This is a genomic window from Kitasatospora sp. NEAU-CNBT7 (assembly GCF_057220535.1).
Window position 1 is genome coordinate 45,644 of record NZ_JBXQQB010000012.1, and the last position, 16,684, is coordinate 62,327.

12 protein-coding genes are annotated in these 16,684 nt (G+C 72.4%); 9 read left to right on the forward strand and 3 right to left on the reverse strand.

Annotation, left to right across the window (positions count from 1 at the left end; all coding sequences use genetic code 11):
• Positions 1-173: 173 nt before the first annotated feature.
• Positions 174-1,664, reverse strand: coding sequence for a 30S ribosomal protein S1 (gene rpsA, locus AC2TEW_RS17795; protein WP_033819128.1), 1,491 nt, complete (start codon positions 1,662-1,664; stop codon positions 174-176).
• A gap of 483 nt (positions 1,665-2,147) precedes the next feature.
• On the opposite strand from rpsA, the gene AC2TEW_RS17800 reads away from it, so the two are divergent.
• Together AC2TEW_RS17800 and hrpB are read left to right on the forward strand one after the other, a co-directional pair.
• A complete protein-coding gene (locus AC2TEW_RS17800; protein ID WP_484624448.1) occupies positions 2,148-2,981 on the forward strand; it encodes a class I SAM-dependent methyltransferase in 834 nt (277 codons plus the stop codon).
• Between the two features lie 21 nt (positions 2,982-3,002).
• Entirely contained in the window at positions 3,003-5,501 is a 2,499-nt protein-coding gene (gene hrpB, locus AC2TEW_RS17805) for an ATP-dependent helicase HrpB (protein WP_484624342.1), read from the forward strand.
• Between the two features lie 136 nt (positions 5,502-5,637).
• On the opposite strand, the gene AC2TEW_RS17810 is transcribed toward hrpB, so the two are convergent.
• Both AC2TEW_RS17810 and polA read right to left on the reverse strand, forming a co-directional pair.
• Positions 5,638-6,372: a hypothetical protein gene (locus AC2TEW_RS17810; RefSeq protein ID WP_484624343.1), complete on the reverse strand. Its 735-nt coding sequence runs from the start codon at positions 6,370-6,372 to the stop codon at positions 5,638-5,640.
• A gap of 59 nt (positions 6,373-6,431) precedes the next feature.
• A complete protein-coding gene (gene polA / locus AC2TEW_RS17815; protein ID WP_484624449.1) occupies positions 6,432-9,110 on the reverse strand; it encodes a DNA polymerase I in 2,679 nt (892 codons plus the stop codon).
• Positions 9,111-9,336: 226 nt separating this feature from the next.
• Here polA and AC2TEW_RS17820 point away from each other — a divergent pair, with 226 nt between their 5' ends.
• From AC2TEW_RS17820 to AC2TEW_RS17850, 7 genes are all read left to right on the forward strand, one after another.
• The gene (locus AC2TEW_RS17820) at positions 9,337-9,789 is read left to right on the forward strand and encodes a PaaI family thioesterase (protein WP_033820207.1); all 453 of its coding nucleotides are present in this window, start codon (positions 9,337-9,339) and stop codon (positions 9,787-9,789) included.
• 85 nt (positions 9,790-9,874) lie between these two features.
• A complete protein-coding gene (locus tag AC2TEW_RS17825; RefSeq protein WP_484624344.1) occupies positions 9,875-10,567 on the forward strand; it encodes a Tat pathway signal sequence domain protein in 693 nt (230 codons plus the stop codon).
• 289 nt (positions 10,568-10,856) lie between these two features.
• A complete protein-coding gene (locus AC2TEW_RS17830; protein ID WP_484624345.1) occupies positions 10,857-12,083 on the forward strand; it encodes a branched-chain amino acid ABC transporter substrate-binding protein in 1,227 nt (408 codons plus the stop codon).
• Between the two features lie 224 nt (positions 12,084-12,307).
• Positions 12,308-13,237 carry a branched-chain amino acid ABC transporter permease gene (locus AC2TEW_RS17835; RefSeq protein ID WP_033820209.1) on the forward strand — a complete coding sequence of 310 codons (930 nt, stop codon included), beginning with the start codon at positions 12,308-12,310 and terminating at the stop codon, positions 13,235-13,237.
• 19 nt (positions 13,238-13,256) lie between these two features.
• On the forward strand, positions 13,257-15,041 hold the full coding sequence (locus AC2TEW_RS17840) for a branched-chain amino acid ABC transporter permease (protein ID WP_484624346.1): 1,785 nt from the start codon (positions 13,257-13,259) through the stop codon (positions 15,039-15,041).
• 8 nt (positions 15,042-15,049) lie between these two features.
• The gene (locus AC2TEW_RS17845) at positions 15,050-15,934 is read left to right on the forward strand and encodes an ABC transporter ATP-binding protein (RefSeq protein WP_484624450.1); all 885 of its coding nucleotides are present in this window, start codon (positions 15,050-15,052) and stop codon (positions 15,932-15,934) included.
• The gene (locus tag AC2TEW_RS17850; protein ID WP_033820211.1) at positions 15,931-16,647 is read left to right on the forward strand and encodes an ABC transporter ATP-binding protein; all 717 of its coding nucleotides are present in this window, start codon (positions 15,931-15,933) and stop codon (positions 16,645-16,647) included. Before AC2TEW_RS17845 ends, AC2TEW_RS17850 begins: the two co-directional genes overlap by 4 nt.
• The last annotated feature ends 37 nt before the right edge of the window (positions 16,648-16,684 follow it).

A 16,684-nucleotide genomic window follows, 5' to 3' on the forward strand; every position in this document is an offset into this window, starting at 1 on the left:
GGACAGTTGCCCCAAAGGTATGCGCATCACCCGGACGGGCCTAGAGCAGGGCCATGAGCCTCATATCACACTTTCCTGCACATAAAGACCACATAAGCAAAAAAGGAACCCCCGCCCGGTCTCCCGGGCGGGGGTTCCTCAGCAACGGACCGTCAGTGACGGGCCATCAGCGATCAGCTCTGGCCGCCGGCCAGCTTCTCGCGGAGCGCGGCGAGCGCCTCGTCCGAAGCGAGAGCGCCGGAGCCCTCGTCGCTGCTGGAGGAGTACGAGCCACCACCGGAGACCGGGGCCTCCTCGCCGGCCTCGGCGGCAGCGGCGGCGTCGGCCTCACGGCTCTTGATGACCTGGGCCTGGTGCTGCTCGAAGCGGGCCTGCGCCTCGGCGTACTGGCGCTCCCACTCCTCACGCTGCTTCTCGAAGCCGGCCAGCCAGTCGTTCGCCTCGGGGTCGAAGCCCTCCGGGTAGATGTAGTTGCCCGCGTCGTCGTACGAGGCAGCCATGCCGTACAGGGTCGGGTCGAACTCGACCGACGCCGGGTCGGCACCGAGGGACTCGTTGGCCTGCTTCAGCGAGAGGCTGATGCGGCGGCGCTCGAGGTCGATGTCGATGACCTTGACGAAGATCTCGTCGCCGACCTGGACGACCTGCTCCGGGATCTCCACGTGGCGCTCGGCCAGCTCGGAGATGTGGACCAGACCCTCGATGCCCTCGTCCACGCGGACGAACGCACCGAACGGAACCAGCTTGGTGACCTTACCCGGGACGACCTGGCCGATCTGGTGGGTCCGGGCGAACTGCTGCCACGGGTCCTCCTGGGTCGCCTTCAGCGACAGGGAGACACGCTCGCGGTCCATGTCCACGTCGAGAACCTCGACGGTGACCTCCTGGCCGACCTCGACAACCTCGGACGGGTGGTCGATGTGCTTCCAGGACAGCTCGGAGACGTGCACCAGGCCGTCGACGCCACCCAGGTCCACGAAGGCACCGAAGTTGACGATCGAGGAGACGACGCCGGAGCGCACCTGGCCCTTCTGCAGGGTGGTGAGGAAGGTCTGGCGGACCTCGCTCTGGGTCTGCTCCAGCCAGGCACGGCGGGACAGGACCACGTTGTTGCGGTTCTTGTCCAGCTCGATGATCTTGGCCTCGAGCTCCTTGCCGACGTACGGCTGGAGGTCGCGGACGCGGCGCATCTCGACCAGCGAGGCCGGGAGGAAGCCACGGAGGCCGATGTCGAGGATGAGACCACCCTTGACGACCTCGATGACGGTACCGGTGACGATGCCGTCCTCTTCCTTGATCTTCTCGATCGTGCCCCAGGCACGCTCGTACTGAGCGCGCTTCTTGGACAGGATCAGACGACCCTCCTTGTCCTCCTTCTGGAGAACCAGGGCCTCGATGTTGTCGCCAACGGAGACAACCTCGTGGGGGTCGACGTCGTGCTTGATCGAGAGCTCGCGAGACGGGATGACACCCTCGGTCTTGTAACCGATGTCGAGGAGCACCTCGTCACGGTCGACCTTCACGATGACGCCCTCAACGATGTCGCCATCGTTGAAGTACTTGATGGTCTCGTCAATGGCGGCGAGGAAGGCCTCGGCGTCGCCGATGTCGTTGACCGCAACCTGCGGGGTGGTGCTGACAGAGGTGTCGGTGGGGCTCGTCATTAGGAAAAGGGCTCCGGTACGGACATGAAGTCGTAGGTAATGCCACGCGGGGGGCCCGTGTCGCTCCCACCGAAAGCCGGACAGCCAAGAACACGGCGCACCGTCCTGGAGAACCAAGGGGTGTCCGTCTTGCGACCGTGGGGTCTTCGACAGATGCGAGCGCGACCTGCTCCGTCCGAGGCGCGCAGGCCCGCAGCGCAACTTGTAGCATACGGGGACAGCCGGGCACGGTCAACGCCGGAGGAGGCGGGACCGGTAGAGGCCGGGATCGATCAGGCCATATCCTCCGAAGGCGCAGCTCACACCGGAGGTGTGAGGCAGGCAGCCGAAGGGGCCCACCCCGGATGCCACTGCCCGATGCCGGCCCTTGCGGGGCCGGTCGCGGCAGCAGCGCTTCCGCACTCCATACCCTACGCGACGGGCACTACCACCTTGGCCACCACCCCCGACCTCCAGCCCGACGACCTCGACGACCTCGACGACCTGCCGCCCGCGGACCTGGACGACGAGGACGACGGCGACGCCGTCCGCCGCACCGCAGGCCTGGCCGAGAGCAGCCACGCCAGCCGGCACTGGTGGGACCGCAACGCGGACGAGTACCAGGACGAGCACGGGGAGTTCCTCGGCGACGACCGCTTCGTCTGGTGCCCGGAGGGCCTGGACGAGGCCGAGGCCCGGCTGCTCGGCCCGGCCGGCTCGCTGAAGGGCCTGGCCGTCCTGGAGATCGGCGCGGGCGCGGCGCAGTGCTCGCGCTGGCTGGCCGCGCAGGGCGCCCGCCCGGTCGCGCTGGACATCTCCTTCCGGCAGCTGCAGCACGCCCGCCGGATCGACCTCGGCCGCGGCGACGACGCGGTCGACCTGGTGCAGGCCGACGCCGCGGTGCTGCCGTTCGCCGACGGCTCCTTCGACCTGGCCTGCTCCGCGTACGGCGCGGTGCCGTTCAGCGCCGACACCGCCGCGCTGATGCGCGAGGTGCACCGGGTGCTGCGGCCCGGCGCGCGCTGGGTGTTCTCGGTGACCCACCCGATCCGCTGGGCCTTCCCCGACGAGCCCGGCCCCGAGGGGCTGACGGCCACCGCCTCCTACTTCGACCGCACCCCGTACGTGGAGCAGGACGAGCAGGGCCGGGCGACCTACGTGGAGCACCACCGCACCCTCGGCGACCGGGTGCGCGAGCTGACCGGCGCCGGCTTCCGGCTGCTGGACCTGGTCGAGCCCGAGTGGCCGGACGGGCACGAGCAGGAGTGGGGCGGCTGGAGCCCGCTGCGCGGCCGGCTGATCCCCGGCACCGCGGTCTTCGTGGCCGAACGGGGCTGAGCGGGGGTGCGTCTGCCGGGGGTGGAACTGCCCGTCCGCACCGCCGTACCGGCGCTGCACCGGGCGCTGGCCGAGCGCGGGGTCGCGGTGCTGGCCGCACCGCCGGGCACCGGGAAGACCACGCTGGTGCCGCTGGCGCTGGCGGGGCTCGTACCGGGCCTGGACGGGCCGCCGCGCCGGGTACTGGTCGCCGAGCCGCGGCGGCTGGCGGTCCGGGCCGCGGCCCGGCGGATGGCCTGGCTGCTCGGCTCCGCCGTCGGCGAGGCCGTCGGGCTGACCGTGCGCGGCGAGCGGACGGCCGGGCCGGCCACCGTGGTCGAGGTGGTCACCACCGGGGTGCTGCTCCAGCGCCTGCAGCGCGACCCCGAACTGCCCGGCGTCGACGTGGTGGTGCTCGACGAGTGCCACGAGCGGCACCTGGACGCCGACACCGCGCTCGCCTTCCTGCTGGACGTGCGGGCGGCGCTGCGGCCCGAGCTGCAGGTGGTGTGCGCCTCGGCGACCTCCGACACCGCGGCCTGGGCCGGCCTGCTCGGCGGCGAGGACGGCCCCGCGCCGGTGGTCGAGGCGCACGGCGTCGCGTACCCGGTCGAGGTGGTGTGGGCGCCGCCGCCGCGGGCGGTACGGCCGCCGCAGGGCACCCGGGTGGACCCGGCGCTGCTGGAGCACGTCGCGGCGACGGTCCGGCGGGCGCTCGCCGAACGCGACGGCGACGTGCTGTGCTTCCTGCCCGGCGTCGGCGAGATCGCCCGGGTCGCCGGGTACCTCGGCGACCTGCCGGTGGAGGTGCTGCAGCTGCACGGCCAGGCCCCGCAGGCGGTGCAGGACGCCGCGCTGACCGCCGGCGGGCGGCGCCGGGTGGTGCTCGCCACCTCGGTCGCCGAATCCTCGCTGACCGTGCCGGGGGTGCGGGTGGTGGTCGACTCCGGGCTGGCCCGCGAGCCCCGCACCGACCACGCCCGGGGACTGGCCGGCCTGGTCACCGTACGGGCGTCGCTGGCCGCCGGGCGGCAGCGGGCCGGGCGGGCCGGGCGACAGGCCCCGGGGACGGTGTACCGCTGCTGGGCGGAGGCCGCCGACGCGCTCGCGCCGGGTTTCCCCGCGCCCGAGATCGCGCTCGCCGACCTCACCTCCTTCGCCCTGCAGGCCGCCTGCTGGGGCGATCCGGACGCCGCGTCGCTGGCGCTGCCGGACCCGCCGCCCGGCGGCGCGATGGCCGCCGCCCGCCGGACCCTGGCCGCCCTGGGCGCGGTCGACGCGGACGGCCGGGCCACCGCGAAAGGCCGCCGGATCGCCCGCACCGGGCTGCACCCCCGGCTCGCCCGGGCGCTGCTGGACGGCGCGGCCGCGGTCGGCGCCCGGCGGGCCGCCGAACTGGTCGCGCTGCTCTCCGAGGAACCGCCGAGGGCGCTCGGCGACGACCTGGCGGAGGTCTGGCGCTCGGTGCGCGGCGGCGGCGACGGCTACCCCCGCCGCTGGCGGGAGGAGGTCCGGCGGCTGCAGCGCGCGGTCGACGCGCCGGCGACCGCGCTGTCCGACCCGGCGGCGGCCGGGCTGGTGGTCGCACTTGCCCACCCCGAACGGATCGCCCGGGCCCGCGGGGCCGACGGCCCGTACCTGATGGCCTCCGGCACCGCGGCCGAACTCCCGCCCGGCGCACGGCTGTCGGGCACCCGGTGGCTGGTGGTGGCGGACGCGGACCGGCCGGCCGGTGCGCCGTCGGCCCGGATCCGGCGGGCCGCGGCGCTCGACGAGGACACCGCCCGGCAGGCCGGCGCGACCCTGCTGAGCGAACGCCAGGAGGTGGAGTGGTCCACCCGGGACGGGGAGTTGACGAGCCGTCGGGTGGTGGCGCTGGGCGCGATCGAGCTGGCCGCCGAGCCGCTCAGGTCGCCCGATCCGGCGCTGGTGCGGGCTGCCCTGCTCACCGGCCTGGCCCGGGAGGGAGTGGGCGCGCTGCTCGGCTGGCCGCCGGCCGCGGCCGCGCTGCGCGAGCGGCTGGCCTTCCTGCACCGGACGCTGGGCGAGCCCTGGCCGGACGTCTCGGACCGGGCGCTGCTGGAGTCGGCCGAGCGGTGGCTGGAGCCCGAACTCTCCCGGGCCCGGCGCCGGTCGGACCTGGCCCGGATCGACACCGCGGCCGCGCTGCAGCGGCTGCTGCCGTGGGCGGCCGGCGAGGCGGGGCGGCTGGACGAGCTGGCACCGGAGCGGATCACGGTCCCGACCGGCTCCCGGATCCGGGTCGACTACTCCGGCGACCGGCCGGTGCTGGCGGTCAAGCTGCAGGAGCTGTTCGGCTGGCAGGCCGCCCCGGCCCTGGCGGGCGGACGGGTACCGCTGACGGTCCACCTGCTCTCCCCCGCCGGGCGCCCGGCGGCCGTCACCGGCGACCTGGCCGGGTTCTGGCGCGAGGGCTACAAGGCGGTCCGGGCCGAACTCCGCGGCCGCTACCCGCGCCACCCGTGGCCCGAGGACCCGGCCTCCGCCGAGCCGACCCGCCGGGCCAACCCCCGCAAGTGAGCCCGCCGCTGCCGACGGCCGCCCGGCCCTGCGACACGGGCGGGCCGGTGCCCTGTCCGCGGGATCCTAGCCGAGGTCCGGGGGCGCCCGGCGGCGGGGCCGGAGGCGTGGTCGGGCGGGCGGTTCGGCCGGCGGTTCAGCGGGCGGTGAAGGGGAGCGGGTGGCGGCGCAGGAAGCGCGCGCCCTGGCGGAGGTAGCCGCGCGGGTTGGTGTCCAGGTGGGCCGCCCAGCCGGGCCGGGACTCACCGCGCAGGTGGGCGTAGCAGGCCAGCGCGTAGCCGTACGCCTCCTGGGGCAGGTAGCCGAGCCGGTGGCGGCTGATCCGGTCGCCGTCGACGGTCCGGGTGAAGGCGGCGTTGGCGTTGAAGACGCCGAAGCCGAAGAAGACGGTGAGCAGGTCGGTCAGCGGCTCGCCGTCGGGGCGGTCGGGGTCGGTCCGCCGCTCGGCGATCAGCCGGACGTGCCCCAGCTCGTGGGCGATGGTGGCGACCAGCGAGACGGGCCGGGCGGCCTGTTCCTGGCCGACGGCCACCACCGGGCGCCCGCCCTCGATCCGGAAGTGGCCGGCCGCGCCGCTGGAGCTGACCGTCAGCCCGAGTTCGGCGGCCATCCGGTCGGCCCGAGGGTCGTGCTCCTCGATCTCGATCGACAGCCCGGCCGGGTCGACGCCGAAGTCCCCGCACAGCCGGACCACCAGCGCGCGGATCTGCTCCGGGGAGCCGTCGAACGGCCCGGGGAAGTGCTCCGCCGTCGGCAGTACCGGCGGCCGCAGCAGCACCTCGGGCCCGAACTCGGCCAGCAGCCAGGCCAGCGACTCCTCGATCCAGGCCCGTTCCGCGGGCCCGACCGGGCATCTGGCAGCACCGAACATCCGCGACTCCCCCCGTCGGGCCGGGCGGCGCCCGCCGCTCGGCCCGACGGTAGCGCGGCTCAGTGCGCGGCCGCCTCCCAGTTCGCGCCGACGCCGACCGAGACGTCCAGCGGGGCGCGCAGCGGGTACGCGCCCGCCATCTGCTCGCGGACCAGCGCCTCGACCTGCTCGCGCTCGCCGGGGGCCAGCTCCAGCACGATCTCGTCGTGCACCTGGAGCAGCATCCGGGAGGCCAGGCCGGCCTTGGTGAGCTCCTCGTCGACCCGCAGCATGGCGAGCTTGACGATGTCGGCGGCCGAGCCCTGGATGGGGGCGTTCAGCGCCATCCGCTCGGCCATCTCGCGGCGCTGGCGGTTGTCGCTGGTGAGGTCCGGCAGGTAGCGGCGGCGGCCGAGCAGGGTCTCGGTGTACCCGACCGCGCGGGCCTCCTCGACCACCCGGTGCAGGTACGCGCGCACCCCGCCGAAGCGCAGGAAGTAGGTGTCCATCAGGCCCTGGGCCTCGGCGGGCTTGATGCCGAGCTGCTGGGAGAGCCCGTACGCGGACAGGCCGTAGGCGAGGCCGTAGGACATCGCCTTGATCTTGCGGCGCATCTCCGCGTCGACCGCCTCCGGGGCGACCTCGAAGACCTGCGAGGCGACCGTGGTGTGCAGGTCCTCGCCGCTCTCGAAGGCCTCGATCAGCGCCGCGTCCTCGGACAGGTGCGCCATGATCCGCAGCTCGATCTGCGAGTAGTCCGCGGTGAGCAGCGCCTCGTACCCCTCGCCGACCACGAAGGCGCGGCGGATCGCCCGGCCCTCCTCGGTGCGGACCGGGATGTTCTGCAGGTTCGGGTCCTGCGAGGAGAGCCGGCCGGTGGCGGCGACCATCTGGTTGAAGGTGGTGTGGATCCGGCCCTGCGGCGAGACGGTCTTGAGCAGGCCCTCGACGGTGGTGCGCAGCTTGGCCTGGTCGCGGTGGCGCAGCAGGATGACCGGCAGTTCGTTGGTGGTCTGGCCGGCCAGCCAGGTCAGCGCGTCGGCGTCGGTGGTGTAGCCGGTCTTGATCTTCTTGGTCTTGGGCAGCGCCAGCTCGCCGAACAGGATCTCCTGGAGCTGCTTGGGCGAGCCCAGGTTGAACGGGTGGCCGGCGGCGGCGTGCGCCTCCTCGACGCAGCGCTGGATCTCGGCGGCGAACTGCGTCTCCAGGCCGGTGAGCCACTCCCGGTCGGCGGCGATGCCGTAGCGCTCCATCCGGGCCAGCAGGGCGGCGATCGGCAGCTCCATGTCGTGGAACAGCTCGACCGCGCCGACCTCGGCCAGCCTGGTCTCGAACAGCGCGGCCAGGTCGAGGATCGCCCGGGCCTGCACCATCAGGGCCTGGGCGGCGGCGGTGCCGTCCTCCTCCTCGGCGTCGAACGAGAGCTGCCCGCTCTCCACGGCCGCGGCGGGGGCCAGCGAACGGGCCAGGTACTCCTCGGCGAGCACGTCGAGGGTGAAGGTGCGCCGGCCGGGCTTCTCCAGGTACGCGGCGAGGGCGGTGTCGGCGGTGACGCCGGCGACCTGCCAGCCCTGCTCGGCGAAGGCGCGCAGCACGTGCTTGGCGATGTGCAGGGCCTTGGGGCGGGTGGCGTCGGCGAGCCAGGCGGTGAAGGCGCGGTCGTCGGCCTCGCCGAGCTGCGCCGGGTCGAACCAGGCGGCGGTGTCGCCGGCGGCGAGCGCGATCTCCTGGACCTCGCCGGAGCCGAGCGCCCAGCGGTAGACGGCGGCGAGGGCGACCAGGCCCTTGCCGTGCTGGTCGAGCCAGCCGGCCAGGGCGCCGGGCTCGGTGAGCAGTTCGCCGTCGACGTCGAGGCCGGGCGGGGCCTCGGCGGCGGCCTCGGGCTCGGCGCCGGCCGGGTCGATGCCCTGGATCCGGTCGCGGAAGTTGGGGTTGCGGAACTCCAGGCTCTCCATGAGCCGGCCGACGGCCTCCTTGTCGAAGGGCTCGCGGCCGAGGTCGGTGACGCCGAGCGGCAGTTCGACGTCGCGGACCAGCTCGGTCAGGACGCGGTTGCGCCTGACCGAGTCGAGGTGCTCGCGGAGCTTCTCGCCGATCTTGCCCTTGACCTCGTCGGCCCGCTCGACCAGCTGCTCGAAGGAGCCGAACTGGTTGACCCACTTCGCGGCGGTCTTCTCGCCGACGCCGGGGATGCCGGGCAGGTTGTCCGACGGGTCGCCGCGCAGCGCGGCGAGGTCCGGGTACTGGGCGGGGGTGACGCCGTACTTCTCGGCGACCTTCTCCGGGGTGTAGCGGGTGAGCTCGGAGACGCCCTTGGTCGGGTACAGCACGGTGGTGCGGTCGGTGACCAGCTGGAGCGAGTCGCGGTCGCCGGTGACGATGAGGACCTCGAACCCCTCGGCCTCGGCGGCGGTGACCAGGGTGGCGATCACGTCGTCGGCCTCGAAGCCCTCGACGGACAGCCGCCGGATGCTCATCGCGTCCAGCAGCTCGTGGATCAGGCCGATCTGGCTGCGGAACTCGTCCGGGGTCTTGGCGCGGTTGGCCTTGTAGTCCGGGAACTCCTCGGAGCGGAAGGTCTGCCGGGAGACGTCGAAGGCGACCGCGAGGTGGGTGGGCCGCTCGTCCCGGACGGTGTTGGCGAGCATCGAGGCGAAGCCGTAGACGGCGTTGGTCGGCTGGCCGGTGGTGGTGTTGAAGTTCTCCACCGGCAGGGCGTAGAACGCCCGGTACGCCATCGAATGCCCGTCGAGCAGCATCAGCCGGGGCCGGCCCCCCGCACCCTCGCCCGCGCCTTTGCCTGCACTCTGCGTAGCCACGTCCACGTCCGTCCTGCCGGTTCCACTGCCAGCAACAGATCCTATGGCCCGGCGCCGACAACGGACGTGAGGACGCAGGGCACCGCACCGGGGCCGCCCGCCCGCGCCGGTCGTACGATCACTGGCAGCACCACCCCCGTGACCCTCATCCAGCGGCAGGAGCGCCATGACCGACGAGGCCCCCGTTCTCAACGTGCCCCAGGACGTGCTCGACCACTTCGCCAAGCTCGGCGTCACCGCGCAGACGTTCTCCGGCGGGCACCTGGGCGACAAGCTCGGCATCAAGGTGGTGGAGGCGTCGCCGGACCGGGTGGTGGGGACCATGCCGGTGGAGGGCAACCAGCAGCCGTACGGGCTGCTGCACGGTGGGGCGTCGGCCGCGCTGGCCGAGACGCTCGGTTCGATCGGGGCGATGCTGCACGCCGGTCCTGGCCGTTACGCGGTGGGCGTCGACCTGAACGCCACCCACCACCGCTCGGCCACCTCGGGCCTGGTGACCGCGGTGGCGACCGCCGTCTTCAAGGGGCGCACCGCCGCCACGTACGAGATCGCGGTCACCGACGACACCGGCCGGCGGATCACCAGTTGCCGTCTGACCTGCATGCTCCGCGATCTCTGAGCGGCCACCGCCGCCCCCTCGTTCGAACGCCGGTTTGGTGCTCGCCCCGCCGGGGCAGGCCATGGCCAGACGAGGGGGCGGTGGCATGTCCGGGACACGGCAGGGGCGCGGCGGCGAGCCGCCGGACCGGCACGGTTCCCTCGGCCCGGTCGAGCCCGCCGAGGGCACCCGGGCGACCGCCGCCCGGCCGTCCGGGCCGCCCCGCACCCGGCGCCCGACGCGCCGTCAGATCTACGCCGCGGCCGGGCTGTTGCTCGCGGCGGCCGCGTTCGTCACGGTCCGCCAGGGCTCCGGTCCGCACACCGCCGCCCGGCCCGAGCAGGCGGCCAACTCGCCACCGCCGTACCCCGCTCAGATCACCCACTTCCACTACGCCGGCGTCCGCTCGGCGGCCACCGGGCCGGGCGCCGGGTTCGTGCTGCTGCTGACCGTCGAGGACGAGGGCCCGGGGCCGGTCGACCTGCTGGCCCTGCACCAGGGCTACCGGGGTCTGACCACCGAACTGCTGGGGCCCGTGCCGCGGCGGATCGAGGCGGGCGCGGCGGCCCGGCTGGAGGTGCGCTTCCTGGTGACCGACTGCGCCGCGGCCCCGCCGGACGCCGGGATGCCCTTTCTGGATGTAACGCTGCGTAACACGCGTGCAATCCAGACGGCGAGTCAGATCCTCGGGGACGGCTACCCAGGAGATCTCTCGCGAAACCTCCATATCGCCTGTCCGGATTCCGATATCCGGACGCGGGTGCCCGTTCCGCCCTCCCCGAACACTACTGTCCGATAACCGGACATTCCTTGGGTGAGCAGGGAATCCGGCGGGACAGCCTTCCACAGGACGAGACGCAATCCGCTATCCGGAGCCCGGAAAGGCCCGTTGGCTCAGCATGTGAGATTTTCGGCAGGGGTACTGATAACAACAGAATCACAGGTTGACCGGACCTCTGCCCGAGCCGCCGAACCCGTTCTAGAGTCACGGCCAGTCACCGCGCCAACCGATTGGGCCTGGCCCAGCGCGCGACGTGGCCGGCCGCCGACTTGGGCGCCGCGCCTTCCTGATCCAGAAGGGAACCCTCGTGCGTAAGAGTTCACTGCTTGTCGTGAGCATTGCCGTCACCGGAGCTCTCACCCTCTCCGCCTGCGGCTCGCGCGGTGAGAAGAAGGCCGGCGACGACGCCGCCGCCGGCACCGTCGTCACCATCGGCGTCGACGCGCCGCTGACCGGCCCGCTCTCCGCCCTCGGCCTCGGCATCCAGCACTCCGTCGAGCTCGCGGCCAAGGTCGCCAACGACACCAAGGAAGTTCCGGGCGTCACCTTCAAGGTCAAGGCCCTGGACGACAAGAAGTCGCCGCAGGAAGGCCAGCAGAACGCCACCGCCCTGGTCGCCGACAAGAGCGTCCTCGGCGTGGTCGGCCCTCTGAACTCCGGCGTCGCCCAGTCCATGCAGCAGGTCTTCGAGGCCGCCAGCCTGGCCGAGATCTCGCCCGCCAACACCAGCCCCGCGCTGACCCAGGGCGACAAGTACGAGACCGAGAAGAAGCGCCAGTTCAAGAGCTACTTCCGGACCGCCACCACCGACGCCATCCAGGGCCCCTTCGCCGCTCAGTACGCCTACAACGACCTGAGCAAGAAGAAGGCCTACCTGATCGACGACAAGAAGACCTACGGCGTCGGCCTGGTCGGCGCCTTCCAGAAGGAGTTCACCAAGCTCGGCGGTGCGATCGCGGGCAGCGACCACATCGACGAGAACAACCTGGACTTCTCCGCCGTCGTCACCAAGGCCAAGGCCGCCGGCGCCGACATCATCTACTACGGCGGCGAGTACCCGCAGTCCGGCCCGCTCACCGACCAGCTCAAGAAGGCCGGCGTCACCGTCCCGGTCATGGGCGGCGACGGCATGTACGACCCCGAGTACATCAACAAGGCCAACAAGAACGCCGAGGGCGACCTCGCCACCTCGGTCGGCGCCCCGGTCGAGTCCCTGGACTCCGCCAAGAAGTTCGTCGCCGACTACACCGCCGCCAAGTACGCCGACCCGTACGCCGCCTACGGCGGCTACTCCTACGACGCCGCCTGGGCCCTCATCCAGGGCGTCAAGGCCGTCGCCTCCGCCAACGGCGGCAAGGTGCCGGACGGCGCCCGCGCCAAGGTCGTCGACGCCCTCTCCAAGGTCAGCTTCGACGGCGTGACCGGCAAGGTCGCCTTCGACGAGTACGGCGACGCCGTCAACAAGCAGCTGACCGTCTACGTCGTCAAGAACGGCGCCTGGACCGTCGCCAAGTCCGGCACCTACTCCGGCTGATCCACCGCCGCGCCGCCCCGGCGGCGCGGCACCCCGGAGGACCGGCGGCGGACCGGCCCACCGGGCGCACCACGGCACCACCGCGGTAACGGCACCACACCACGAACCACCAGGCGGGGGGCGCTGCGAACCAGCGCCCCCCGCTGTACATCCCGGTACGCCACCCGGTTCGAGCCGACCCCCACACCGAACCCACCCAACCGACTCCCCTCGGAGGCCCAGCGGTGCACCAACTGCCGCAGCAGCTGGCCAACGGCCTGATCCTCGGCGCCCTTTACGGGTTGATCGCGATCGGCTACACAATGGTCTACGGCATTGTCCAGCTCATCAACTTCGCCCACGGCGAGATCTTCATGACAGGTGGGTTCGGAGCCCTCACCACCTACCTCGTCCTCCCGTCCGGCACCAGTCTGTGGCTGGCCCTGCCCCTGATGCTGCTCGGCGGAGTCCTCGTCGCCGTGCTCATCGCCGTCGCCGCCGAACGCTTCGCCTACCGGCCGCTGCGCGGAGCACCCAAGCTGGCCCCCCTGATCACCGCGATCGGCCTGTCCATCGCGCTGCAGCAGGTCGTCGAGCAGTTCTACCCCGGCGCCAAGTCCGGCCGCAGCTTTCCGCAACTCCCCGGCGGCCCGTACGTCTTCGGCCCGGTCACCCTGCAGCCCGCCGACTTCTACCTCTTCATAGCCGCCCCGCTGTGCATGGGCGCCCTCGCCGCCTTCGTCGGCAAGACCCGCACCGGCCGCGGCATGCAGGCCACCGCGCAGGACCCCGACACCGCCAAGCTGATGGGCATCAACACCGACCGCATCATCGTGATCGCGTTCGCCCTCGGCGCCGCCTTCGCCGCCGTCGCCTCCATCGGCTGGGGCCTGCGCTACGGCCAGGTCGCCCCCACCATGGGCTTCCTCGCCGGCCTCAAGGCCTTCACCGCGGCCGTCCTCGGCGGCATCGGCAACATCTACGGCGCGATGCTCGGCGGACTCGTCCTCGGCGTCGCCGAGGCCATGGCCACCGCGTACATCCAGGAGATCCCCGGCATGCACCAGCTCGGCGGCGGCTCCTGGGCCAACGTCTGGGCCTTCGTGCTCCTCATCGTCGTCCTCCTCGTGAGACCACAGGGTCTACTCGGGGAACGCGTCGCGGACCGGGCCTGAGGAAGCGGGAGACCACACCATGAGCACCACCACGCGCAGTGCCATCCCGATGCCCCCCGCGGCCGCCAAGGCCCTGGTCGCCGCCGGCGGCCTGGCCACCGCCGCCAGCACCTTCGTCCACTGGACCTGGACCTCCGAGTTCCCCGGCGACCTCACCGTCGACGGCTACCCCGGCGGCCTCCAGATCCTCACCCTGGTCGCAGGCCTGCTCACCGCGCTCTTCGCCCTCCCGCTCTACCACGTCAAGGGCACCCGCTGGCTCAGCCCGGCCGGCCCCGAGGCCGCCGCACTGGTCCTCGCCGCAGGCGCCTTCGCCACCACCTGGTTCACCCTGATCGCCATCAGCTACGAACTCGGCGGCGTCGCCAACCTCGAACCGGGCGGCTACCTGGCCGGCCTCGCCTCGCTGCTCCCGCTGCTCGGCGCCCTCGGCCTGCCCCGCGAGGCCACCGCCGAGGCCTGGAAGCCGACCGGCAACCCGCTCGCCGCACTGCGCTTCGCGGTCAGCAAGCTGGTCGGCACCCGCCCCGACCAGCGCCCCGCCGCCCCGCTCAACCGCTGGGTCGAGGTCCTCATCATCATCGCGGCGGCCGCCATCGGCCTGACCGTCTTCACCTACGGCATCACCACCGAGTACGGCGAGCTGTTCATCGGCTTCCTGATCCTGGCCGCCTTCGGCGCCTGGGCCCTGCTGCGCGGCGGCCTGATCGCCCAGCTCACCGCGATCAACGCACGCCACCGCGGCACCACCACGGCCGCCGCGTTCGCCGCCGCCGCCGCGTTCCCCTTCACCCAGAGCGACGACCACTTCGCCAGCGTCGGCGTCAACATCCTGATCTTCGCCACCGTCGCCCTCGGCCTCAACGTCGTCGTCGGCCTGGCCGGTCTGCTCGACCTCGGCTACGTCGCCTTCCTCGGCGTCGGCGCCTACGCCGCCGCCCTGGTCTCCGGCTCCAGCTCCTCCCCGGTCGGCGTCCACTTCCCGTTCTGGGCCGCCGCCCTGACCGGCATGGCCGCCGCCCTGGTCTTCGGCGTCGTCATCGGCGCCCCCACCCTGCGGCTGCGCGGCGACTACCTCGCCATCGTCACCCTCGGCTTCGGAGAGATCTTCCGGATCGCCGTCAACAGCCTCGACGGCATCTCCGGCCCCAAGGTCACCAACGGCCCCAACGGCATCCGCAACATCCCGGACCTCGACATCCTCGGGTTCAACTTCGGGGCGGAGCACAGCTTCGGCTCCTTCACCCTCGGCCGCTTCGCCAACTACTTCCTGCTGATGCTGCTGGTCACCGCGTTCGTCGTGGTCATCTTCAGCCGCGCCAACGACTCCCGGATCGGCCGCGCCTGGGTCGCCATCCGCGAGGACGAGACCGCCGCCCAGGCCATGGGCATCAACGGCTTCAAGCTCAAGCTGCTCGCCTTCGCCCTCGGCGCCGCCCTGGCCGGCCTCGCCGGCACCGTGATGGCCCACGTCAGCTACAGCGTCGTCCCCGACCCGTACCAGTTCGCCGGACCCGTCCCGCCCAACAGCGCCTTCCTGGTCGCCGCCGTCGTCCTCGGCGGCATGGGCACCATCAGCGGACCGCTGCTCGGCGCCACCCTGCTCTACCTGATCCCCGAGAAGCTGGTCTTCCTCAAGAACTACCAGCTGCTCGTCTTCGGCATCGCCCTCGTCCTGCTGATGCGGGTGCGCCCCGAAGGCCTGATCGCCAACCGCCGCGCCCAGCTCGAGTTCCACGAGGACGCCGCCGACGCCGAGCCGCCGGTGACCGACGAACCCGTACTCACCAAGGCAGGGGCGTGACCCGCACCATGACCACCAGCACCGTCCCCGCCCAGCGGCCCGCCGACCAGGCACCCGGCACCCCGATCCTCGAAGCCACCGGCGTCATCATGCGGTTCGGCGGCCTCACCGCCGTCAACAACGTCGACCTCACCGTCAACAGCGGCGAGATCGTCGGCCTGATCGGCCCCAACGGCGCCGGCAAGACCACCTTCTTCAACTGCCTCACCGGCCTGTACGTCCCCACCGAGGGCACCGTCCGGTACAAGGGCACCGTCCTGCCGCCCAAGCCGCACCTGGTCACCCAGGCCGGCATCGCCCGGACCTTCCAGAACATCCGGCTGTTCGCCAACATGACCGTCCTGGAGAACGTCCTGGTCGGCCGGCACACCCGCACCAAGGAAGGCCTCTTCTCCGCCATCCTGCGCGGCCCCGGCTACCGCAAGGCCGAGGCCGAGAGCCGCGAGCGCGCCATGGAGCTCCTCGAGTTCTGCGGCCTCGACCACAAGGCCGAGCACCTCGCCCGCAACCTGCCCTACGGCGAGCAGCGCAAGCTGGAGATCGCCCGCGCCCTCGCCAGCGACCCCGGCCTGCTCCTCCTCGACGAGCCCACCGCCGGCATGAACCCGCAGGAGACCCGCGCCGCCGAGGAACTGGTCTTCGCCATCCGCGACAAGGGCATCGCGATCCTGGTCATCGAGCACGACATGCGGTTCATCTTCAACCTGTGCGACCGCACCGCCGTCCTGGTCCAGGGCCAGAAGATCGTCGAAGGCGACCGCGAGACCGTCCAGAACGACGAGCGCGTCATCACCGCCTACCTCGGCGCCCCGCTGGAGGGCGCCACCGAGGCCGCCGCGGCCACCGAGGCCCCGGCGGCAAGCACGGACCCCAGCACGGAGGACGACCAGTGACCGCGCTCCTTGAGGTCGAGGACCTCCGCGTCTCCTACGGCAAGATCGAAGCCGTCAAGGGCATCAGCTTCACCGTCAACCAGGGCGAGGTCACCACCCTCATCGGCACCAACGGCGCCGGCAAGACCACCACCCTGCGCACCCTGTCCGGCCTGCTCCGGCCGACCGCCGGGAAGATCACCTTCGACGGCGCCCCGCTCACCCAGGTGCCCGCCCACAAGATCGTGGCACTCGGCATGGCCCACTCCCCCGAGGGCCGCCACATCTTCCCCCGGATGACCATCGAGGAGAACCTCCTCCTCGGCGCCTTCCTGCGCAAGGACACCCCGGGCATCACCGAGGACGTGGAGCGCGCCTACACGCTCTTCCCGATCCTCGGCGAACGCCGCAAGCAGGCCGCCGGCACCCTGTCCGGCGGCGAGCAGCAGATGCTCGCCATGGGACGCGCCCTGATGTCCCGTCCGAAGCTCCTGATGCTGGACGAGCCCTCGATGGGCCTGTCCCCGCTGATGATGCAGAAGATCATGGCGACCATCGTCGAACTCAAGGCCGCCGGCACCACCATCCTGCTCGTCGAGCAGAACGCCCAGGCCGCCCTCTCCCTCTCCGACCAGGGCTACGTCATGGAGACCGGCCGCATCGTGCTCACCGGCACCGGCGCCGACCTGCTCCACGACGAGTCGGTGCGCAAGGCGTACCTCGGCGAGGACTGAGCACCACCGCACCACCAGCACAGCACTGCGCCCCGCC